Origin of the sequence: Inmirania thermothiophila (assembly GCF_003751635.1) — a bacterium.
GTDB lineage: Bacteria > Pseudomonadota > Gammaproteobacteria > DSM-100275 > DSM-100275 > Inmirania > Inmirania thermothiophila.
The window spans coordinates 1,010,255-1,031,169 of the sequence record NZ_RJVI01000001.1 but is presented as its reverse complement, the minus strand read 5'-3'; the positions used below and the strand labels follow the sequence as shown (position 1 = coordinate 1,031,169).

The window sequence follows — 20,915 nt, the reverse complement described above, 5'->3', positions numbered from 1 at the left end:
GTGCGGGCGGGATCACTCCGGGACGACGCTCACGTACTTGCGGTTGCGCGGCCCCTTGACCTCGAACACGACGCGGCCGTCGGCCTTGGCGTAGAGGGTGTAGTCGCGGCCGCAGCCGACGTTGCGGCCCGGATGGAAGCGCGTGCCGCGCTGGCGGACGATGATGTTGCCCGCCGCCACCCGCTCGCCGCCGAAGCGCTTGACGCCGAGCCGCTTGCTGATGGAGTCGCGGCCGTTGCGCGTGCTGCCGCCTGCCTTCTTGTGCGCCATGGGTGCTCTCCCCTCAGACCTCGATGCCGGTGATGCGCACCTCGGTGTAGTCCTGCCGGTGGCCCATCCGCTTCATGTGGTGCTTGCGCCGCTTGAGCTTGATGATGCGGATCTTGGGCCCGCGCCCGTGCGCCTGCACCGTGGCCCGCACCCGGCCGCCCTCGACGAAGGGGGCACCGACCCGCACCTCCCCGCCGTCGCAGACCATGAGCACCCGGTCGAAGGTCACCTCGGCGCCGGGCTCGACCGCAAGCCGCTCCACACGCAGCCGCTCGCCCTCGCGCACCCGGTACTGCTTGCCTCCGGTCTGAATCACCGCATACATCGTCCGTCGCCCCTTGGAAGAACTGGGTCCCATGCCAAACCACGGAAAAGCGGAATTCTAGCGGCCGCGCCGGGCGCGGGTCAAACGAAGCTCACAGGGGCGGCAGCCCCGGCCCCAGCCCCCGCAGCAGGTTGCGCATGCCGCCCTTGCGGCGCATGCGCTTCATCAGCTTCTGCGCCTGGTGGAACTGCTTCAGCAGCCGGTTGACGTCCTGCACGCGCGTCCCCGAGCCGGCGGCGATGCGCCGCTTGCGCGAGCCGTTGATGATGTCGGGCCGGCGCCGCTCGCGCGGGGTCATGGAGTTGATGATGGCGATGACGCGCCGCAGCTCGCGGTCATCCATCTGCGCCCGCACCCCCTCGGGCAGCGAGGCCGCCCCCGGGAGCTTGTCCAGCAGTGCCGCCACGCCGCCCATGCGGCTCATCTGCTCGAGCTGGTCGCGGAAGTCCTCGAGGTCGAAGCCCTCGCCCTTGCGCACCTTGCGCGCGAGCTTCTCGGCCTTGTCGCGGTCGACCTTGCGCTGGACCTCCTCCACGAGGCTGAGGACGTCGCCCATGCCGAGGATGCGCGAGGCCATGCGCGCGGGGTCGAAAGGCTCGAGGGCGTCGCTGCGCTCGCCGACGCCGAGGAACTTGACCGGGCGGCCGGTGATGTGCCGCACCGAGAGGGCGGCGCCCCCCCGCGCGTCGCCGTCCGCCTTGGTGAGGATCACGCCGGTGAGCGGCAGGGCGGCACCGAAGGCGCGGGCGGCGTTGGCCGCGTCCTGGCCGCTCATGGCGTCCACCACGAACAGCGTCTCGGCCGGGTTCAGGGCCGCGTGCAGCGCCTGCACCTCGGCCATCATGGCCTCGTCCACGTGGAGGCGGCCGGCGGTGTCGACGACGAGGACGTCGGCGACGCGGCGGCGCGCCTCGGCCAGGGCCTCGCGGGCGATGGCGACCGCATCACGCGTCCCGCCCGGCTCGTGGAACGGCACCCCGAGCTCGGCGGCGAGGGTGCGCAGCTGATCGATGGCGGCGGGGCGGTAGACGTCGCAGCTCGCCAGCATCACCGAGCGGCGCTCGCGCTCGCGCAGCAGGCGCGCGAGCTTGGCCGCGGTGGTGGTCTTGCCCGCGCCCTGCAGGCCGGCGAGGAGGATCACCGCCGGCGGCTCCACCGCCAGGCGCAGCCCCTCGGCCGCGCCCCCCATGACCGCCACCAGCTCGTCGTGGACGATCTTGACCAGGGCCTGGCCGGGGGTCAGGCTCCTCGTCACCTCCTGCCCCAGGGCCCGCTCGCGCACCCGCTCGATGAAGGCGCGCACGACCGGCAGCGCCACGTCGGCCTCGAGCAGCGCCATGCGCACCTCGCGCAGGGTGTCGCGGATGTTGTCCTCGGTCAGGCGTCCCTGGCCGCGCAGGCGGTCCAGGGTCCGCGTCAGGCGCTGGGTGAGGTTGTCGAACACGGCCCCTCCGGCGGCGGGCGATGCGGTGGCTGCGGAGGCGCCATTATAGGTGAAGGAGAGAGCCGGCGCGCAGCGGCTCCACCGCCCGCCCGGGCAGCGCGGCACGCACCTCCTCGACGATGCGCGCCTCCTCGCCCGGCTTGAGGTGGGTGAGCAGGATGCGCGGGCGGTGGCGCAGCCGCGCCAGATCCGCGGCCAGCGCCCGGGGCACGTAGTGGCCCGCCTGCTCGGCGAGGGCCCGGTCGCGGTCGGGGAAGGCGCACTCGACGATGAGGACGTCAAGGGCGGGACCGGCGTCCAGGGCCTCCCAGAAGGCCTCGCTGGGCCCGGTGTCGCCGCTGAAGGCGAGGACCCGCCCGCCGGCCTCGATGCGCAGGCCCGCGGCGGGGACGCTATGGCGGACGGGCAGCATCTCGATGCGCCGCCCGCCGAGCTCGACCACCTCGCCGTGGCGCATGGGGAGGAGCCGCAGCACCGGGCGCGCGCGGGTCGGCAGGCGCGTGAAGTCGGGCCACAGCGCCCAGTTGAACACGTGCCGCCGCAGCACCTCGAGGGTCTCGGGCAGGGCGTGCACCTGCACCGGCTCCGCGATGCGGTCGAAGATGCTGTCGACGAGGAGCGGGATGCTCGCGACGTGGTCCAGATGCGCGTGGGTCAGGAAGACGTGGCGGATGCGCGCCAGGTCCTCGAGCGCGAGCTCGCCGACGCCGGTGCCCGCATCCAGGAGCACGTCCTCGTCCAGGCGCAGCGCCGTGGTCCTCAGCCCCTGCCCGATCCCGCCGCTGCAGCCGAGCACCTGCAGTCGCATCGATGGCTTCCGTCGCCCGCACCGGCGTCGATTCTTGCACACCGCGTGGGGGCAAGGAAGGGAAGCGGATCACAGCCGCGGCGGACCCCGGCGGGCGTTTTTCGCCTCGGCGAACTGTGCGATCATGCCGCGGACCGGCAGCCGGACCCACGCCATGATCCTGACCGCCGCCGCAGCCATCGCCCTCTACCTGGTCGCGGGAACGCTCCTCGCGGCGCGCCTCCTCCGCGCGGGACCGCCCGCCGAATCCCCGCGGCCGCTGATCCTGGGCCTGGCCCTGCTCGCCCTCCTCCTGCACGGGGCGGCGCTGCTGGAGCGGCTCCCCACCGGGACCGGCCTCGACCTCGGGATCTTCAATGCGGCCTCCCTCTTCGCCTGGGGCGCGGCCGGGGTGCTGGTGGCCGCGGCCCTGTTCCGGCCGGTGGAGAACCTGGGCGCGGTGATCCTGCCGCTGGCGGCACTCGCCCTCCTGCTCGACCTGCTCTTCCCCGCCCACCGGCCGCTGGACACCTCGCGCCACTGGGCCTTGGACCTTCACATCCTCGCCTCGGTGGCGGCCTACGCGGTGCTCACGCTGGCGGCGGTGCAGTCGGCGCTGCTGGCCCTGCAGGACCACCTCCTGCGCGCACACCGCCCCACCGGCGTGGTGCGCGCGCTGCCGCCGCTGCAGGTGATGGAGGGCGTGCTCTTCCAGTTCATCGGGGTGGGATTCGCGCTCCTCACCCTCGCCCTGCTCACCGGCTTCTTCTTCGTCGAGGACCTCTTCGCCCAGCACCTGGTGCACAAGACCGTGCTCTCGCTGCTCTCCTGGCTGGTCTTCGGGGCGCTGCTCGCGGGCCGCCTGCGCTTCGGCTGGCGCGGGCGCACCGCCATCCGCTGGACCCTGGGCGGCTTCGCGAGCCTCGCCCTCGCCTACTTCGGCTCCAAGCTGGTCCTCGAGCTCGTCCTCCACCGCACGGCATGACGGGCCTGCGACGCCGGTCACGGAAGCCGCCGGCGGACGGGCTAGAATCCACCGCATGAAGGCGCGATCCGCAGCCCTTCCCACCCTCGCCGCCGTGCTGCTCGCCGCGGCCGCGGCGGCCCCCGCCGAGCCCCTGTCCGCGGACGGCCTCGCCGCCCGCGAGCTCTTCCTCCTGCGCCCGAGCGCGGGGGAGGCAACGCCTGCGGGCTCGTTCGAACTCGGCGCCGAGCTCCTCGCGCCGCGGCTTGCCGCCGCGCCCGAGGCGGATCCCGCGGTGGACGCCGGGGCCCCGGCGCTGACGGGCGATGCCTTCACGCTCCTCGCGGGCCCGCGCGCCAGCCTGCGGCTGGGTGGCTTCCTGGGCGGCGGCGGGGAACTGCGCGTCTGGGGGGCGGAGGCGGGCTATCACCTCCGCCCGCCCGGCGCCGAGACCTTCGCACTGTCGCTGCGGGGCGGGATCGGCGGCCTCTCCGAGGCGGACGGCGGCGAGCTCACGAGCCGCGGCGTCGAGCTCGCGGTGAGCCGGGACTTCTCCCTGGTCACGCCCTACGCCGGCTGGGGGCGCCTGTGGCTGCGCGAGGACGGCGAGCGGCAGCCCCGGCAGGACCGCTACTTCCTCGGCGCCCGCCTCGGGCTGGGCGGTCTGCATCTGGACCTCGAGGGCGACGTGGGCGGCGAGGCGCCCGCCTACCGCCTGCGCCTGGACTGGCGCTTCTGAGCGCGCCTCTCAGCCGCCGCGTCGCAGCCGCTGCAGGATCCGCCGCGCCCGCTTGTCGGGCCGCCCCGGCCGGTGCACCGCGGAACGCCCCTCCAGGCGGCGCCGCTCCACCTCCTCGCGGCGGCGCGCCGCGCTCTCCTCCGTCTCCTCGTAGAGCAGGCGGGCCTTCGGCGCGGGGCGGCGCTGGCGCTCCAGCGCGCGCACGATCACCTCGTAGGTGTGCTCGCCGCGGGTGATGCGGAGGCGGTCGCCGGGGCGGATCTCCTTGGCGGGCTTGCAGCGCACGCCGTTGACGTGGACCTTGCCGCCGGCGACCGCCTCCGCGGCGAGGGCGCGCGTCTTGAAGAAACGCGCCGCCCACAGCCACTTGTCGAGCCGCATGCCGCCGCTCACGGCCGCGGCCCCCGTGGCGCCGGGCTCAGCGCGCGGCGGCCGCCTCCTGCGGCTCGGGCGGCCGGACCTCCACGACCCCCCGCATGCGCTCGAGGAGCTTCGGGCCGATGCCGCGCACCGCGAGCAGGTCCTCGAGGCTGCGGAACGGCCCGTGGGTCTCGCGGTAGCGGACGATGGCCTCGGCCCGGGCCGGCCCCACCCCGGGCACCGCCCGGGCGAGGGTCTCGGCGTCCGCGCTGTTGAGATCCACCCCGGCACGGGCGCCGAGGGCGGCCAGAAGCAGGATCGGGGCGAGAAGCAGACGTGCCCGTCGCATGCGGCATCCTCCCTGTCGCCGGTCTCTTCCCTGGGCGCCGGGCCGCGCCGGCCCGGCGCCGATAGCGTAGCCGCGCCTCAGCCCGCCCCGCCATCGGCGATCTCCGATGCGATCGTCCGCAGCGCCCGATCCGGATCGTCCGCCTGCGTCACCGGCCGGCCCACCACGAGATGGTCGGCCCCGGCCCGCACCGCCTCCGCCGGCGTCGCCACCCGCCGCTGGTCGCCGCGCCCGCTGCCCGCCGGCCGCACCCCAGGGGTCACCAGCAGGAAGCCCGCCCCGAGGGCGCGGCGGAGGCTGGCCGCCTCGCGCGGCGAGCAGACCACGCCGTCGAGACCGCTCGCCTGCGCGAGCCGGGCAAGCCGCATCGCGGCCTCGGCGGGCGAGCCGCCGATCCCCACCTCGGCCAGATCCGCCGCCTCCATGCTGGTGAGCACCGTCACCGCGGTGAGCAGCGGGCGCCGCCCGCCCGCGCGCTCGGCCGCCTCCCGCGCGGCCTCCATCATGCGCCGCCCCCCGAGGGCGTGCACGTTCACCATCCACACCCCGAGCGCCGCGGCCGCGCGCACCGCGCCCGCCACGGTGTTGGGGATGTCGTGGAACTTGAGATCCAGGAAGACCTCGTGGCCGGCCCGCTGCAGGGCCTCCACCACGCCGGGCCCGCAGCGCGTGAAGAGCTCCTTGCCCACCTTGACGCGGCACAGCGCGGGGTCGAGCCGCCCCGCCAGCGCCAGCGCCTGCTCCGCCCCGGCCACGTCCAGGGCCACGATGATGCGTCGGTCCGCGCTCATGGCTGGATCACCCCCCGTTGCACCCGATCCACGCCCTCTTCGCTGGTGAAGGCCCGCATCGCCCCCCAGGCCTTGCAGCGCGGGCACTGCCAGTGCAGGGCGCGGGCCCGGAAGCCGCAGCCGCGGCAGCGGTAGCGGGCGCGCTCGGCGAGCATCCGCGCAAGCGCCGCCGCCACCGCACGCCCGTCCTCGCCCGTGGGATCGCCGTCGGCGCGGAGCGCAAGCAGGGCGTGCGCCGCCTCGAGACCCGGCCGGTGCGCCAGCGCCTCGCGCAGCAGGGCCGCCGCCGCCTCGGAGCCCTCCCGGTCCCGCCGCAGCTCGGCAAGGCGCAGCAGCGCCGCCTCCGCCCCGGGCTCACGGCCGAGGGCGTAGAGCTCCCGCATCAGGCCCGCCTCGTCGCCGAGCATGGCGAAGGCCGCCTCGAGCCGCTCCACCACCGCCGGCGCCACCTCGGCCGCCGCCTCGCGGCGGATCTCGCGCAGCGCCCGCAGCGCACCGCGCGGGTCGCGCCGCGCCAGCGCCACGTCGGCGACGAGCAGCGCCGCGCGCGTGCAGCCGCGGTGCGCGGCCAGGGCCTCGCGCGCGCGCGCCTCGGCGCCGCGCAGGTCACCCGCCGCCCGCGCCTCCTCGCCCAGCTCGCAGAGGTAGTGGGCGATGCGCGCGCGCTGGTCGCGGCCCTGCCGGGCGAGGCGGCGTGCCGCGGCGATGGCCTGGGGCCACTCCCGCTCGCGCTCGTAGATCGCCATGAGCTGCTCCAGCGCCTCCGCACCCACGCGGCCGTCCCCCACCAGATCCTGGAAGATCGCCTCGGCGCGGTCGTAGAGACCGGCGCGGAGATAGTCGCGGCCGAGCTCGAGCAGTGCCTGGGTGCGCTGCGCGGGCTCCAGGGTGGGGCGGGCGATGAGGTTCTGGTGGATGCGGATCGCCCGCTCCAGCTCGCCGCGGCGGCGGAACAGGCTCGCGAGGGCGAGGTGGGTCTCCACGGTCTCGGAGTCCGCCTCCACCATGCGGATGAGCAGCTCCACCGCCTTGTCGGTCTCGTCGTTGAGGAGGTGGTTGATGCCGCGCAGGTAGTCGCGCGCCGAGACGGGGGGCGGGGCCGGCGGGCGGCGCCGGCCGGCGAGGTAGCCGCTGGCCGCGGCCAGCGGCAGCAGCAGCCACAAAAGCTCCAGCACTACCGCTGGTCTTCGCGGATCGGGATGGCGCGCAGATTCGCCACTTCCTGCTCCGCCAGCCGCGCGCTGCGGCGCAGCCGGGCGTTCTCGCGGCGCAGGCGCAGCCACTGCCCCACCGCCGCCACCAGGGCGACGGCGGCGCCGGCGGCGAAGGCCAGCGCCAGGGCCAGGGCCAGCGGCACCTCGACCCGCGCCACGTAGAGGTCGATGGAGACGGGGCCGGCGTTGATGGAGGCGAAGCCGAGGGCGACCACGAAGGCGGCCGCAAGGACCAGGAAGCGCAGCAGCCGCACCGTCGCCCCCCCGGCTCAGCGCCCGGCGAGAGCCCGCTCGCGGGCGGCGTTGACCCGCTCGCGCAGCTCCTTGCCCGGCTTGAAGTGGGGCACGTACTTGCCCGGCAGCGCCACCGGGGCGCCGGTCTTGGGGTTGCGGCCGATGCGCGGGGGGCGGTAGTGGAGGGAGAAGCTGCCGAAACCGCGGATCTCGATCCGCTCGCCCGAGGCCAGGGCCTCGCTCATCTGCTCGATCAGGCTCTTGACCGCGAGCTCCACGTCCCGATAGGCGAGATGGCTCTGCTTGCGCGCCAGGTTCTCGATCAGCTCGGACTTGGTCATCCTCCCGCTCCCCCTCGGACGCCCTCGGCAACACCCCGCCGCACGGGGCGGGGCGGCGGGCACGGGCCTCGCCCGCGCCCGCCCGCCGTCACTCCTCGCTGCCGCCCTCGAGCTGCTCCTTGATGAGGTCGCCGAGGGTGGTCTTGGTGGGCCGCGGCGCCGAGCGCCGGTAGTCCTGCAGCGCCGCTGCCTCCTGCTCGCTCTCCTTGGCCCGGATCGAGAGCGTGATGAGGCGGTTCTTGCGGTCGACGCCGACGAACTTGGCCTCCACCTCGTCGCCCGCCTTCAGATGGTTGCGTGCGTCGTCGACGCGGTCGCGGGCGATCTCGGAGGCGCGCAGGTAGCCCTCCACACCCTCGGCGAGGCTGATCACCGCCCCCTTGGGTTCGACCTCCTTGACCACGCCGCGCACGATGCTCCCCTTGGGGTGCTCGGCGACGTAGGCCGAGAAGGGATCCTGCTGCAGCTGCTTGATGCCCAGCGAGATCCGCTCCCGCTCCGGGTCCACGGAGAGGATCACCGCCTCGACCTCGTCCCCCTTCTTGTACTGGCGCAGGGCCTCCTCCGGGTCGCCCTCCCAGGTCAGGTCGGAGACGTGGACGAGTCCGTCGATGCCGCCCTCGAGGCCGATGAAGATGCCGAAGTCGGTGATGGACTTGACCTTGCCCGTGACGCGCTCCCCCTTGTTGTGGTTGGCCGCGAACTCCTCCCACGGGTTGGGCAGGCACTGCTTGATGCCGAGCGAGATGCGGCGCCGCTCCTCGTCCACCTCGAGCACCATCACCTCCACCTCGTCGCCCACCTGCACGACCTTGGAGGGATGGATGTTCTTGTTGGTCCAGTCCATCTCGGAGACGTGGACGAGGCCCTCGACCCCCTCCTCGATCTCCACGAAGGCGCCGTAGTCGGCGAGGTTGGTGACCTTGCCGAAGAGCCGCGTGCCCACCGGGTAGCGGCGGGAGATGTCCTCCCACGGATCCTCGCCGAGCTGCTTGAGGCCGAGGGAGACGCGCTCGCGCTCGCGGTCGAACTTGAGGACCTTGACCTCGATCTCGTCGCCGATGTTGACCACCTCCGAGGGGTGGCGGACCCGCTTCCAGGCCATGTCGGTGACGTGAAGCAGGCCGTCGATGCCGCCGAGGTCCACGAAGGCGCCGTAGTCGGTGAGGTTCTTGACGATCCCCTTGAGGACCTGGCCCTCCTGGAGGCTGTTGAGCAGGGCCTCGCGCTCGGCGCTGTACTCCTGCTCCACCACCGCGCGGCGCGAGACCACCACGTTGTTGCGCCGCTGGTCGAGCTTGATGACCTTGAACTCGAGGTCCTTGCCCTGCAGGTAGGTGGGGTCGCGCACCGGCCGCACGTCCACCAGCGAGCCCGGCAGGAAGGCGCGGATGCCGCCGATGTCCACGGTGTAGCCGCCCTTGACCTTGCCCGTGAGCCGCCCCGTGACCGGCTCGCCCTTCTCGAACGCCTCCTGCAGGCGCATCCACGTGCGCAGCCGCCTGGCCCGCTCCCGCGACAGGCGCGTCTCGCCGAAGCCGTCCTCCACGGCGTCGAGGGCGACCTCCACCTCGTCGCCCACCTTGACCTCCAGCTCGCCCTGCTCGTTGGTGAACTGGGACAGGGGGATCACCGCCTCCGACTTCAGCCCGGCGTTGACCACCACCCCCTCGGGACGGATGTCCTCCACCACGGCCTTGACGATGGTGCCCGGACGCATCTCCGTCCCGGCGAGACTCTCCTCGAACAGCTGCGCGAAGCTCTCACTCATGAGTTGCCATACCCTGGCCCCGTCGCCGGGACCCCCGGTTGTGCCGCGGCCTCGCGACCGCGGATCCGTACCCCGGGCCGGCGGCCCTGCGCCCCCGGCCCACCCTTCGACGCGGCGCCGCCGCGCCGCCCAGGCTCCCTGCCGTCGCTGCGCCGGCCGGGCGCTCCCGCCCGCGCCGCAGGCTCAGGAGGCATCCGGCACCGCCCCGCCGAGCCGCGAGCGGACCTCGGCGAGGACGCGCGCCACCACCTCCTCGACCCCGATCCCGGTGGTGTCGATCACCACCGCGTCCGGGGCGGCGACAAGAGGGGCATGCCGCCGCCCGGCGTCGCGGGCATCCCGCGCGGCAAGCTCCCCAAAAAGATCTGGAAGCTTAGCATCCAGCCCTTGTTCCAACAACTGCTTATGGCGCCGGCGGGCGCGCTCCTCCACGCTCGCGGTGATGAAGAACTTCGCCACCGCGTCCGGGAAGACCACCGTGCCCATGTCCCGCCCGTCGGCGACCAGCCCCGGCGCACGGCGGAAGGCGCGCTGGCGCGCGAGCAGCGCCTCGCGCACCTCGGGCAGCGCGGCGATGCGCGAGGCCGCCTCGCCGCAGCGCTCGCTGCGAAGCGCCGCGGTGACGTCCTCGCCGGCGAGCCGCACCCGATCCCCCTCGAAGGCGAGATCGAGCCCCGGCGCCAGCGCCGCCACCGCCGCGCCGTCGGCGAGGTCGACGCCCGCTCTGCGGGCGGCCAGCGCGAGGGCGCGGTAGAGGGCGCCGCTGTCCAGGTAGTGCCAGCCGAGGATCCCGGCCAGACGGCGCCCCACGGTGCCCTTGCCGGAACCGCTGGGCCCGTCGACGGCGATCACGGGGGTGTCGGAGGGTGGCGCCTGGGTCATGTCCGGACCTCGAAGGCCCCGCAGTATACACCCGCCCCGCCCTCAAAGGGCGCGGGCCATGATCAGCGCGTCCTCGCGTCCGTCCGCCGCCGGGTAGTAGTCCCGGCGCACGCCCACGGTGTCGAAGCCGAGATCGCGGTAGAGGCGGATCGCCACCCGGTTGGAGGGGCGCACCTCGAGGAAGGCGCTGTCGGCGCCGGCCCGGCGGGCCTGGTCGATGAGGTGCTCGAGGATGAGCCGCCCGATCCCCCGCCCCTGGTCCTGCGGGCGCACGCAGAGGTTGAGGATGTGGCACTCCCCCACCGTCACCGACATCAGCCCGTAGCCGCGGATCTCGCCGCCCTCTTCGTAGACCCAGCCCGGATAGCCCGCGCGCAGGCAATCGCGGAAGATGCCCTCGCTCCAGGGGAAGGCGTAGGCGGCACGCTCGATGGCGATCACCGCAGGGAGGTCCGCCGCGCGCAGCGGGCGCAGCGCCGCAAGCCGCCGGGCCACCGCGTTCACGGCCCCGCCTCCCCGGCGGCGACGCGGCGGGCCAGGCACAGGTCCTCCCACGCCCGCCGCTTCTGCTGCGGCGAGCGCAGCAGGTAGGCCGGGTGATAGGTCACCACCACCGGCACGCCGGTGCCGGGCAGGCGGTGGACGCGCCCGCGCAGCCGCCCGAGACCCTCCGCGGTGCCGAGCAGGTTCTGCGCCGCGATGCGGCCCACGGCGAGGACGACCCGCGGCGCCACCAGGGCGAGCTGCCGCTCCAGGTACGGCCGGCAGGCGGCCGCCTCCTCGGGCAGCGGGTCGCGGTTGTCCGGGGGGCGGCATTTGAGGACGTTGGCGATGTAGACCCCGCGCCCGCGGACGAGGCCGATGGCGGCGAGCATGCGGTCGAGCAACTGACCCGCCCGGCCCACGAAGGGCTCGCCGCGCCGGTCCTCCTCCGCCCCCGGGGCCTCGCCCACCACCATCCACGGGCCGGTGCGGTCCCCGACCCCGAAGACCGTGCGGGTGCGGCCGCGGTGCAGGGGGCAGCGGGTGCAGCCCTCCACCAGCGAGGCCAGCCGCTCCCAGTCCGCGCTCTGCGGCCCGTCGGGCGCCGCCCCCGCCCCGGCGGGTGTCCCCGGCGGCGCCGCGGCCACGGGCGGGTGCGCCGTGCGGCGCACCCACACCGTGATGCCCATGGCCTGCAGAACTGCGAGTCGGCGTGCGTCCATGGCCCGAACCGCGCGGCCGCCCAGGGCCCTAGCCTAAGGCCGCACCGGATGGAAGACCACCCCGGGCCGCCCGCTCAGACGTCGCCCGCCTGGGGGTGGGTCTTGGGCTCGCCCTGCAGGATCCGGTTGAGGGCGTTGATGTAGGACTTGGCCGAGGCGATGACGATGTCGGTGTCGGCCCCCTGGCCGTTGACCACGCGCCCGTTCTTGCGCAGCCGCACCGTGACCTCGCCCTGGGCGTCGGTGCCGGTGGTGATGCTGTTGACCGAGTAGAGGAGCAGCTCGGTGCCGCTGGCGACGATGGATTCGATGGCGCGGAAGCTGGCGTCCACGGGGCCGTCGCCGCGCGCGGTGGCCGTGCGCTCCTCGCCGTCCACGGCGACGGTGACCGTGGCCTCGGGGGTCTCGCCGGTCTCGCTGCAGACCCGCAGATACACCAGGCGCAGGCGCTCCTGCCCCGTCACCACCGCGGTCTCGCTGACGAGGGCCTGCAGGTCCTCGTCGTAGATCTCGTGCTTCTTGTCGGCGAGCTCCTTGAAGCGGGCGAAGGCCTCGTTGAGGGCCTCCTCGGAGTCGAACTCGATGCCCAGCTCGCGCAGCCGCGTGCGGAAGGCGTTGCGGCCCGAGTGCTTGCCGAGCACGATGCGGTTGGCGCTCCAGCCCACGTCCTCGGCGCGCATGATCTCGTAGGTCTCGCGCTTCTTGAGCACCCCGTCCTGGTGGATGCCCGACTCGTGGGCGAAGGCGTTGGCGCCCACCACCGCCTTGTTGGGCTGCACCGGGAAGCCGGTGATGGAGGCCACCAGGCGCGAGCAGGGCACGATCTGGCGGGTGTCGATGCCGGTGTCGCAGGGGAAGCGGTCCTGGCGCGTGCGCACCGCCATCACCACCTCCTCGAGGGCGGCGTTGCCGGCGCGCTCGCCGAGACCGTTGATGGTGCACTCCACCTGGCGCGCGCCGGCGAGCACCGCGGCTAGCGAGTTGGCCACCGCGAGCCCCAGGTCGTTGTGACAGTGCACCGACCACACCGCCTTGTCGGCGTTGGGCACCCGCGCCATGAGCTCGGCGATGAGGGCCCCGAACTGGTCCGGCAGGGCGTAGCCCACGGTGTCGGGGATGTTGACCGTGGTGGCGCCGGCGGCGATCACCGCCTCCAGGATGCGGCAGAGGAAGTCGGGCTCCGAGCGGCCGGCGTCCTCCGGCGAGAACTCCACGTCGTCGGTGTAGCGGCGCGCCCGCCGCACCGCCCGCACGGCGTGCGCCACCACCTCGTCGGGCTCGAGCCGCAGCTTCTCCCGCATGTGGATGGGCGAGGTGGCGATGAAGGTGTGGATGCGCGCCCGCGCCGCCGGGCGCAACGCCTCGGCGGCGCGGTCGATGTCGGCGTCCTTGGCCCGCGCGAGGCCGCAGACGGTGCTCTCGCGCACCGCCTCCGCGACCGCCTGCACGGCCTCGAAGTCCCCGGGGCTGGCGATGGGGAAGCCGGCCTCGATGACGTCGACGCGCAGCCGCTCCAGCGCCTTGGCGATGCGCACCTTCTCGTCCCGCGTCATGGAGGCGCCGGGGCTCTGCTCCCCGTCGCGCAGGGTGGTGTCGAAGATGATCAGCCGATCGCTCATGTTCCTGCCCTTCGCTCGTGTCCGACTCCCGGACCTGCGCCGGTCCGGCCTGGCCTCTCTCGTATCGGTGTCCCCCGCGGGGGTTGTGAGGTGGGTTCAGTTGCCGCCGTGCGGCGGCAGGAGTCGCAGCAGGCGAAGGCCGAGCGCAAGGCCCCGGCGCGGAAGGCCGGTGCGGCGGGAGACGGTGCTGCGCCCGGTGCGGTGGTCCATGATGCAGTCCACTATAGCCCCTCGCCCCCCGCCTGCCAACACTCAGCCCTGCCCGCCGCGGCGGGCGGCGCGCCGGCGCCGGAGCCCGGCCACCGTCCACACCGGTCCCGAGAGGGCGTAGACCGCCGCCATGGTGAACAGGACCACGGCCGGCTGCACGAAGACCACGGCGAAGAGGACCGCCACCGCCACCGCGGCCATGAAGGGGACACGACCCTTGAGGTCGATGTCCTTGAAGCTGTAGTAGCGGATGTTGCTGACCATGAGCAGGCCGGCGGCGATGGTGAGGGCGAAGGCCGGCAGCGCCAGCGCCCGCCCGTCCCACCCCGCCTGGGCGCCGACCCACACCAGGCCCGTCACCAGCGCCGCCGCCGGCGGGCTCGCCAGCCCCTGGAAGAAGCGCTTGTCGACGATCCCCACCTGGGTGTTGAAGCGCGCAAGGCGCAGCGCCGCGCAGGCGGCGTAGAGGAACGCCGCCAGCCAGCCCGGCTTGCCGAGCCCCACCAGCGCCCACTGGTAGACCACCAGGGCCGGGGCGAGGCCGAAGGAGACGACGTCGGCGAGGCTGTCGTACTGGACGCCGAACTCGGACTGGGTCTGGGTCAGGCGTGCCACGCGTCCGTCGAGCCCGTCCATGAGCATGGCGACGTAGACGGCCACCGCCGCCGCCTCGTAGCGCCCGCCCATGGCGGCGACGATGGCGTAGAAGCCGGCGAAGAGCGCCGCGGTGGTGAAGAGGTTGGGCAGGAGGTAGACGCCGCGGCGGCGCACCCGCCCGCCGGTGCCGTCGGGTCCGCTCATGCCGTCGCCGCCTCCCGCGGTTGCGCGTGCACCAGCTCGCCCACGAGGTGGCTGCCGGCGAGCAGGCGCGTCCCCGGCTGCACGCCGATCCGGCTCGTCGCCGGCAGCAGCAGCCCCACCTCGGTGCCGAGGCGCACCCGGCCGCAGCGCTGGCCCTGGCCGAGCCGCTCGCCCGCGCGCACCGCAAGCCGCACCCGCCCGCGCCCGATGCGGCCCGGCAGCACCAGCACCACGTCGTCACCCTCGTCGGTGCGCAGCCACACCCCGACGGCATCCCCGTCCTCCCCCTCCGGCACGAAGGGGGGGCGCCCCAGCTCCATCACCCGTCCCTCCACCGGCGCACGCAGGACGTAGCCGCCGAGCAGCGGCATGCGGATCGCCACCTCCACCGCCTCGCGCCCGAGGAAGGGGTCCCGCACCCGCCCGACGCGCAGCACCCGCCCGTCGCAGGGGCTGACGATGCCCAGCGGCACCGCCGGCACCGCCCGCTCGGGATCGCGGAAGAGCCAGGCCGCGGCGGTCCCGAGCGCAGCCGCGGCCGCGGCCGCCAGGGGGCGGTCGGCGGCGGCCGCGGCGAGGGCCGCCGCCACGCCGAGCGCCGCCAGGTAGCGCCCCTCCGGCAGGATCATGGCCGTGCTCAGTTGACCTCGCGGTCGACGATCTTGCCGGCCTGGATCCAGGGCATCATCGCCCGCAGCCGCTCGCCCACCTGCTCGATGGGATGCTCGCGCCCGAGGCGGCGCAGGGCCTTGAGCCGCGGCGCCCCGGCCTGGTTCTCGAGGATGAACTCCCTGGCGAACTCGCCGCTCTGGATCTCCGCGAGGATGCGCCGCATCTCCTCCTTGACCCGGCCGTCGATGATGCGCGGCCCGCGGGTGAGGTCGCCGTACTCGGCGGTGTTGGAGATGGAGTAGCGCATGTTGGCGATGCCGCCCTCGTAGATGAGGTCGACGATCAGCTTGACCTCGTGCAGGCACTCGAAGTAGGCCATCTCCGGCGCGTAGCCCGCCTCCACCAGGGTCTCGAAGCCGGCCTGGATGAGCGCCGTGAGCCCGCCGCAGAGCACCACCTGCTCGCCGAAGAGGTCGGTCTCGCACTCCTCGCGGAAGGTGGTCTCGATGATGCCCGCGCGCCCCGCGCCGATGGCCGCGGCATAGGCCAGCGCGAGCGCCTTGGCGCCGCCGCTGGCGTCCTGCTGCACGGCGATCAGGGCCGGCACGCCCGCGCCCTTGGTGTAGGTGGAGCGCACCAGATGGCCCGGCCCCTTGGGCGCGATCATGATGACGTCGAGGTCGGGGCGCGGCTCGATCTGACCGAAGTGGATGTTGAAGCCGTGGGCGAAGGCGAGCGCCGCCCCCGGGCGGATGTGGGGCGCGATCTCGTCGCGGTAGAGCCGGGCCTGGTGCTCGTCCGGCACCAGCACCATGACCAGGTCCGCCCCCGCCACCGCCTCGGGCACCGGCTTCACGGTCAGGCCGGCGCGCTCGGCCTTGGCCGCCGAGGCCGAGCCTTCGCGCAGCCCCACCACCACCTCGACGCCGGAGTCCTTGAGGTTGTTGGCATGGGCGTGGCCCTGCGAGCCGTAGCCGAGCACCGCCACCTTGCGGCCGCGGATCAGGGAGAGGTCCGCGTCCTTCTCGTAGTAGATGTTCATCGTCGATGGTCTCCGCTTCGGTGTTGGGACGAAAGGGAACCGGCGCCGCTCACACGCGCAGGGCCCGCTCGCCGCGGGCGATGCCCAGGACGCCCGAGCGCACCACCTCCAGGATCGCCTCGTCGGCGAGGCCGTCGAGGAAGGCGTCCAGCTTGGCCCCGGCGCCGGTGAGCTCGATGGTGTAGGTGGTGTCCGTCAGGTCGATGATGCGGCCGCGGAAGATGTCCACGCGGCGCTTGACCTCGTCGCGGTCGGCGCCGGTGGCGCGCACCTTGACCAGCATCATCTCGCGCTCGATGTGGGCGCCCTCCGTGAGGTCGCTGAGCTTGACCACGTCGATGAGCTTGTTGAGCTGCTTGGTGATCTGCTCGATGACGGCGTCGTCGCCCGTGGTCACCAGCGTCATGCGCGACAGCGACGGGTCCTCCGTGGGCGCGACGTTGAGCGACTCGATGTTGTAGCCCCGCGCCGAGAACAGCCCCGCCACCCGCGACAGCGCCCCGGCCTCGTTCTCCAGCAGAATGGAAATGATGTGCCGCATGGTCCCTACCTGAATCCGTGCCCCCGCCCCTTGCCGCCTCAGAGCAGGATCATCTCGTCCAGCCCCGCCCCGGCGGGGATCATCGGGTAGACGTTCTCGGTCTGGTCGGTGACGAAGTCGAGGAAGACGAGCCGATCCTTCATCTCGAGGGCCTTGCGCAGGGCGGGCTCCACCTCCTCCGGCCGCTCGACGCGCATCCCCACGTGCCCGTAGGCCTCGGCCAGCTTGACGAAGTCGGGCAGCGCGTCCATGTAGGACATGGCGTAGCGCCCCTGGTAGAAGAGCTCCTGCCACTGGCGCACCATGCCCAGGTAGCGGTTGTTGAGATTGACGATCTTGATCGGCAGCCCGTACTGGCGGCAGGTGGACAGCTCCTGGATGTTCATCTGGATGCTGCCCTCGCCGGTGACGCAGACGACGTCGGCGTCCGGGTGCGCGATCTGCACCCCCATCGCCGCCGGCAGGCCGAAGCCCATGGTGCCGAGGCCGCCGGAGTTGATCCAGTGGTAGGGCTCGTCGAAGCGGTAGTACTGCGCCGCCCACATCTGGTGCTGGCCGACGTCGGAGGTGACGTAGGCCTTGCCGCGGGTGACCTTGTAGAGGGTCTCGATGACGTACTGCGGCTTGATGACCTCCTTGCTCGGGCGGTAGCGCAGGCACTGCTTGGCGCGCCACTCCTCGATCTGCTCCCACCACTCGCGCAGGGCGCCCTCGTCGGGCCGGCGCCCGCTCTCGCGGATGAGGCCGATCATCTGGCGCAGGACGTCGTCCACCGGCCCCACGATGGGGATGTCCACGCGCACGTTCTTGGAGATGGAAGAGGGGTCGATGTCGACGTGGATGATCTTGGCGTAGGGGCAGAACTTGGCGACGTTGCCGGTGACGCGGTCGTCGAAGCGGGCGCCGATGGCGATGAGCACGTCGCAGTGGTGCATCGCCATGTTGGCCTCGTAGGTGCCATGCATGCCCAGCATGCCGAGGAACTGCCGGTCGGTGCCGGGATAGCCCCCGAGCCCCATGAGCGTGTTGGTGACGGGGAAGCCGAGCATGCGCGCCAGCTCCGTCAGCAGCTTCGAGCCGCCGCCCAGCACCACGCCGCCGCCGGTGTAGATCACCGGGCGCCGGGCCGAGAGCATGAGCTCGACGGCGCGCTTGATCTGCCCGGTGTGCCCCTTGCGCACGGGGTTGTACGAGCGCATGGAGATGCGCTTCGGGTAGTGGAACGGCACCTTGACGTTGGGGTCGGTGACGTTCTTCGGGATGTCCACCACCACCGGCCCCGGGCGTCCGCTGGTGGCGATGTAGAAGGCCTTCTTGATGGTGAGGGCGAGGTCCTCGACCCGCTTGACGAGGAAGTTGTGCTTGACGCACGGGCGCGTGATGCCGACGGTGTCGACCTCCTGGAAGGCGTCGTTGCCGATGAGCTGGGTCGGCACCTGGCCGGTGAAGACCACCAGCGGCGAGGAGTCCATGTAGGCGGTGGCGATGCCGGTGACCACGTTGGTGGCGCCCGGGCCCGAGGTCACCAGGACCACGCCCGGGCGCCCGGTGGCGCGGGCGTAGCCGTCGGCGGCGTGGGCCGCCGCCTGCTCGTGGCGGACGAGGACGTGCTTGACGTCCTCCTGGCTGAACAGGGCGTCGTAGATGTGCAGGACCGCGCCGCCGGGATAGCCGAAGATGTGCTCCACCCCCTCCTGCTTGAGGCACTCCACGAAGATCTCGGCACCACTGAGTTCCACTGCTGCGCTCTCCTCGGCTGCGGCGCGGTTGCGACGACGGGCTTCGGCCCGCACGGGCGGACCGTGCTCCGAAAAGGCTGGAGTTTCCCCGGGCGAAGGTCTCTTATATGGTGTTCCCATGATGCGGTCAAGGCGCCGCATCGCCGCAGGGAGGTCCCGCCCATGCGTCCGCTGCTCGTGCTCGCCGCCGTGCTCGCGCTGCCGCCGGCCATGGCGGCGACGGTCTACCGCTGGACCGACGACGAGGGCGTGGTCCACTACGGGGCGGCCCCGCCGCCCGGCCGCGAGGCGACCCCGCTGCAGCTCGGCCGCGGGCCGGCCCCGCCGCCCCGCCCGCCCGCGGCACCGCCTGCGCCGCAGCGCCAGGCGGCGCCCGCCCCGGCCGCGCCGCAGGCGCGCGTCCCGCCCGAGGTCGCGGCCGAGAACTGCCGCCGCGCCCGCGCCAACCTCGGCCAGCTCACCATCACCGCAGTGCGCCGCTACCGCCTGCCGGACGGGCGGGTCGTCACCTTGACGGCCGAGGAGCGCCAACGGAGAATCGAGGCCGCCCGGGCGCAGATCCGCCGCTTCTGCACCGACTCCTGAGGATTCCGCCATGCCGTACCTGCGCCTACAGACGAGCGCCACGCTCGCCGCGGAGGACCGTGCGCCGGTCCTGCGCGCCCTCTCGCGGGCGGTGGCCGAGATCCTCGGCAAGCCCGAGCGCTACATGATGGTGGCGCTGGAGGACGGCGTGCCCATGGCCTTCGCCGGCGAGGACGCGCCCTGCGCCTACCTCGAGCTCAAGAGCATCGGACTGCCCCGCCATCGCACCGAGGAGCTCTCCGCGGCGCTCTGCGGCCTGGTGGAGAAGCACCTCGGCGTGCCCGCGGAGCGCACCTACATCGAGTTCACCGACCTCGAGCGCGACCTCTTCGGCTGGAACCGCCGCACCTTCGCCCGCTGAACCCGCAGGAGAGCCCATGCGCACCAGCCAGTTTCCCCTTCACACCCTCAAGGAGAGCCCGGCGGACGCCGAGGTGGTCAGCCACCGCTACATGCTGCGGGCCGGGCTCATCCGGCGCCTGGCCGCCGGCATCTACACCTGGCTGCCGCTGGGGCTGCGGGTCCTGCGCAAGGTCGAGCAGATCGTGCGCGAGGAGATGGACCGCATCGGCGGGCTCGAGGTCCTGATGCCCGCGGTGCAGCCGGCGGAGCTGTGGCAGGAGTCGGGGCGCTGGGAGCAGTACGGGCCGGAGCTTCTGCGCGTCCGCGACCGCCACCAGCGCGACTTCTGCTTCGGGCCCACTCACGAGGAGGTGATCACCGACCTGGTGCGCCGCGAGATCTCCAGCTACCGCCAGCTCCCGCTGCTCTACTACCAGATCCAGACCAAGTTCCGCGACGAGATCCGCCCCCGCTTCGGCGTCATGCGGGCGCGCGAGTTCCTGATGAAGGACGCCTACTCCTTCCACCTCGACCAGGCCTCGCTGGAGGAGACCTACGCCCGCATGCACGAGGCCTACAGCGCGGTCTTCCGCCGCTGCGGCCTCGAGTTCCGCGCCGTGCGCGCCGACTCCGGCGCCATCGGCGGCGCCGTCTCCCACGAGTTCATGGTCCTCGCCGACTCGGGCGAGGACGCCATCGCCTTCTCCGACGAGAGCGACTACGCCGCCAACGTCGAGCTCGCCGAGGCGCTTCCCCCCGAGGGCGCGCGCCCGGCCCCGGCGCAGGCCATGGAGCGGGTCGCGACCCCGGGGGCGCACACCATCGAGGCGGTCTCGACATTTCTCGGCGTCGAACCCGCGCGCTGCCTCAAGACCCTGCTCGTGGCCGGCGCCGAGGGCGGACTGGTGGCGCTGGTGGTGCGGGGCGACCACGAGCTCAACGCGGTCAAGGCGGCGAAACTGCCGGAGGTGGCGAGCCCGCTGCGCTTCGCCACCGCCGAGGAGATCGCCGCTGCGGTGGGCTGCGGGCCCGGGTCGCTGGGCCCGGTGGGCCTGCAGATGCCGGTGATCGTGGATCACGCCGCGGCGCACGTGGCCGACTTCGTCTGCGGCGCCAACGAGGAGGGCTTCCACCTGCGGGGCGTCAACTGGGGGCGGGACCTGCCCGAGCCGCGCACCGCCGACATCCGCAACGTGGTGGAGGGCGATCCCAGCCCCGACGGGCGCGGGCGCCTGCGCATCCGCCGCGGCATCGAGGTCGGCCACATCTTCCAGCTCGGCGACAAGTACAGCGCGGCCATGGGCGCCACGGTGCTCGACGAGGCCGGACGCTCCGTGGTCCTCACCATGGGCTGCTACGGCATCGGCGTCAGCCGCGTGGTCGCCGCCGCCATCGAGCAGAACCACGACGAGCACGGCATCGTCTGGCCCGAGCCCATCGCCCCGTTCCGCGTCGCCATCGCCCCCATCCAGTACCACCGCTCGGCCGCGGTGCGCGAGGCCGCCGACGCGCTCTACGCGCGGCTGTGCGCGGCCGGCGTGGAGGTGCTGCTGGACGACCGCGACGTCCGTCCCGGCGTGATGTTCGCCGACCTCGACCTCATCGGCATCCCGCACCGCGTCGTCGTCGGCGAGCGCGGGCTCGGGCGCGGGGTCGTGGAGTACAAGCGCCGCGGCGAGGCCGAGGCGGAGGCGCTGCCGCCGCAGGCCCTCCTCGAGCGGCTCGGGGTGGGCGCGGGGGGCTGAGCC

General features: G+C 73.5%; 26 protein-coding genes. 5 read left to right on the top strand and 21 right to left on the bottom strand.

Annotation, left to right across the window (positions count from 1 at the left end; genetic code table 11):
* Positions 1-12 precede the first annotated feature (12 nt).
* The 4 genes from rpmA to EDC57_RS05060 all read right to left on the bottom strand — a co-directional run bounded on the left by rpmA (position 13) and on the right by EDC57_RS05060 (position 2,847).
* A complete protein-coding gene (rpmA, locus tag EDC57_RS05075; RefSeq protein ID WP_123400748.1) occupies positions 13-270 on the bottom strand; it encodes a 50S ribosomal protein L27 in 258 nt (85 codons plus the stop codon).
* A gap of 13 nt (positions 271-283) precedes the next feature.
* Positions 284-595 carry a 50S ribosomal protein L21 gene (gene rplU / locus EDC57_RS05070; protein ID WP_123400747.1) on the bottom strand — a complete coding sequence of 104 codons (312 nt, stop codon included), beginning with the start codon at positions 593-595 and terminating at the stop codon, positions 284-286.
* Positions 596-686: 91 nt separating this feature from the next.
* The gene (ffh, locus tag EDC57_RS05065) at positions 687-2,039 is read right to left on the bottom strand and encodes a signal recognition particle protein (protein WP_123400746.1); all 1,353 of its coding nucleotides are present in this window, start codon (positions 2,037-2,039) and stop codon (positions 687-689) included.
* Positions 2,040-2,082: 43 nt separating this feature from the next.
* Positions 2,083-2,847: an MBL fold metallo-hydrolase gene (locus tag EDC57_RS05060; RefSeq protein WP_123400745.1), complete on the bottom strand. Its 765-nt coding sequence runs from the start codon at positions 2,845-2,847 to the stop codon at positions 2,083-2,085.
* Between the two features lie 154 nt (positions 2,848-3,001).
* On the opposite strand from EDC57_RS05060, the gene EDC57_RS05055 reads away from it, so the two are divergent.
* Entirely contained in the window at positions 3,002-3,811 is an 810-nt protein-coding gene (locus EDC57_RS05055; RefSeq protein ID WP_123400930.1) for a cytochrome C assembly family protein, read from the top strand.
* 55 nt (positions 3,812-3,866) lie between these two features.
* Positions 3,867-4,529: a hypothetical protein gene (locus tag EDC57_RS05050; RefSeq protein WP_123400744.1), complete on the top strand. Its 663-nt coding sequence runs from the start codon at positions 3,867-3,869 to the stop codon at positions 4,527-4,529.
* A 9-nt stretch (positions 4,530-4,538) separates the two neighbouring features.
* On the opposite strand, the gene EDC57_RS05045 is transcribed toward EDC57_RS05050, so the two are convergent.
* From EDC57_RS05045 to EDC57_RS04975, 17 genes are all read right to left on the bottom strand, one after another.
* A complete protein-coding gene (locus EDC57_RS05045; protein WP_123400743.1) occupies positions 4,539-4,910 on the bottom strand; it encodes an RNA-binding S4 domain-containing protein in 372 nt (123 codons plus the stop codon).
* A gap of 37 nt (positions 4,911-4,947) precedes the next feature.
* Entirely contained in the window at positions 4,948-5,238 is a 291-nt protein-coding gene (locus tag EDC57_RS05040) for a ComEA family DNA-binding protein (RefSeq protein ID WP_123400742.1), read from the bottom strand.
* A gap of 77 nt (positions 5,239-5,315) precedes the next feature.
* Positions 5,316-6,029 carry an orotidine-5'-phosphate decarboxylase gene (pyrF, locus tag EDC57_RS05035; RefSeq protein WP_123400741.1) on the bottom strand — a complete coding sequence of 238 codons (714 nt, stop codon included), beginning with the start codon at positions 6,027-6,029 and terminating at the stop codon, positions 5,316-5,318.
* Entirely contained in the window at positions 6,026-7,204 is a 1,179-nt protein-coding gene (lapB, locus tag EDC57_RS05030; protein ID WP_170165039.1) for a lipopolysaccharide assembly protein LapB, read from the bottom strand. The genes pyrF and lapB overlap by 4 nt, the downstream gene beginning before the upstream one ends.
* Positions 7,204-7,497 (bottom strand): lipopolysaccharide assembly protein LapA domain-containing protein, encoded by a 294-nt coding sequence (locus EDC57_RS05025; protein ID WP_123400739.1) that lies wholly within the window; start codon positions 7,495-7,497, stop codon positions 7,204-7,206. Before EDC57_RS05025 ends, lapB begins: the two co-directional genes overlap by 1 nt.
* A gap of 15 nt (positions 7,498-7,512) precedes the next feature.
* Positions 7,513-7,881 carry an integration host factor subunit beta gene (locus EDC57_RS05020; protein WP_484132672.1) on the bottom strand — a complete coding sequence of 123 codons (369 nt, stop codon included), beginning with the start codon at positions 7,879-7,881 and terminating at the stop codon, positions 7,513-7,515.
* Between the two features lie 25 nt (positions 7,882-7,906).
* Positions 7,907-9,589, bottom strand: coding sequence for a 30S ribosomal protein S1 (rpsA, locus tag EDC57_RS05015; protein ID WP_123400737.1), 1,683 nt, complete (start codon positions 9,587-9,589; stop codon positions 7,907-7,909).
* Between the two features lie 183 nt (positions 9,590-9,772).
* Entirely contained in the window at positions 9,773-10,471 is a 699-nt protein-coding gene (cmk, locus tag EDC57_RS05010) for a (d)CMP kinase (RefSeq protein WP_123400736.1), read from the bottom strand.
* A 42-nt stretch (positions 10,472-10,513) separates the two neighbouring features.
* The gene (gene rimI / locus EDC57_RS12920) at positions 10,514-10,975 is read right to left on the bottom strand and encodes a ribosomal protein S18-alanine N-acetyltransferase (RefSeq protein ID WP_211331879.1); all 462 of its coding nucleotides are present in this window, start codon (positions 10,973-10,975) and stop codon (positions 10,514-10,516) included.
* A complete protein-coding gene (locus tag EDC57_RS12915) occupies positions 10,972-11,676 on the bottom strand; it encodes a uracil-DNA glycosylase (protein ID WP_211331878.1) in 705 nt (234 codons plus the stop codon). Before EDC57_RS12915 ends, rimI begins: the two co-directional genes overlap by 4 nt.
* 74 nt (positions 11,677-11,750) lie before the next feature.
* Complete coding sequence (locus tag EDC57_RS05000) at positions 11,751-13,295, bottom strand: 2-isopropylmalate synthase (protein WP_123400734.1); 1,545 nt, start codon at positions 13,293-13,295, stop codon at positions 11,751-11,753.
* Positions 13,296-13,391: 96 nt separating this feature from the next.
* Entirely contained in the window at positions 13,392-13,517 is a 126-nt protein-coding gene (locus EDC57_RS13290; RefSeq protein ID WP_281272247.1) for a hypothetical protein, read from the bottom strand.
* 30 nt (positions 13,518-13,547) lie between these two features.
* Positions 13,548-14,306, bottom strand: a complete 759-nt coding sequence (gene pssA / locus EDC57_RS04995; RefSeq protein ID WP_123400733.1) for a CDP-diacylglycerol--serine O-phosphatidyltransferase — start codon at positions 14,304-14,306, stop codon at positions 13,548-13,550.
* Positions 14,303-14,935 (bottom strand): phosphatidylserine decarboxylase, encoded by a 633-nt coding sequence (locus EDC57_RS04990; RefSeq protein ID WP_123400732.1) that lies wholly within the window; start codon positions 14,933-14,935, stop codon positions 14,303-14,305. Before EDC57_RS04990 ends, pssA begins: the two co-directional genes overlap by 4 nt.
* An 8-nt stretch (positions 14,936-14,943) precedes the next feature.
* A complete protein-coding gene (gene ilvC / locus EDC57_RS04985; protein WP_123400731.1) occupies positions 14,944-15,960 on the bottom strand; it encodes a ketol-acid reductoisomerase in 1,017 nt (338 codons plus the stop codon).
* 49 nt (positions 15,961-16,009) lie between these two features.
* Complete coding sequence (gene ilvN / locus EDC57_RS04980) at positions 16,010-16,501, bottom strand: acetolactate synthase small subunit (protein WP_123400730.1); 492 nt, start codon at positions 16,499-16,501, stop codon at positions 16,010-16,012.
* 38 nt (positions 16,502-16,539) lie between these two features.
* Positions 16,540-18,240: an acetolactate synthase 3 large subunit gene (locus EDC57_RS04975; RefSeq protein ID WP_245995127.1), complete on the bottom strand. Its 1,701-nt coding sequence runs from the start codon at positions 18,238-18,240 to the stop codon at positions 16,540-16,542.
* 162 nt (positions 18,241-18,402) lie between these two features.
* Between EDC57_RS04975 and EDC57_RS04970 the strand changes: the two genes are divergently transcribed.
* The 3 genes from EDC57_RS04970 to EDC57_RS04960 are packed head-to-tail and all read left to right on the top strand — an operon-like array spanning position 18,403 to position 20,912.
* Complete coding sequence (locus tag EDC57_RS04970; protein WP_123400729.1) at positions 18,403-18,825, top strand: DUF4124 domain-containing protein; 423 nt, start codon at positions 18,403-18,405, stop codon at positions 18,823-18,825.
* A 10-nt stretch (positions 18,826-18,835) separates the two neighbouring features.
* Positions 18,836-19,186 (top strand): phenylpyruvate tautomerase MIF-related protein, encoded by a 351-nt coding sequence (locus EDC57_RS04965; protein WP_123400728.1) that lies wholly within the window; start codon positions 18,836-18,838, stop codon positions 19,184-19,186.
* 16 nt (positions 19,187-19,202) lie between these two features.
* Positions 19,203-20,912, top strand: coding sequence for a proline--tRNA ligase (locus tag EDC57_RS04960; RefSeq protein WP_123400727.1), 1,710 nt, complete (start codon positions 19,203-19,205; stop codon positions 20,910-20,912).
* Positions 20,913-20,915 lie beyond the last annotated feature (3 nt).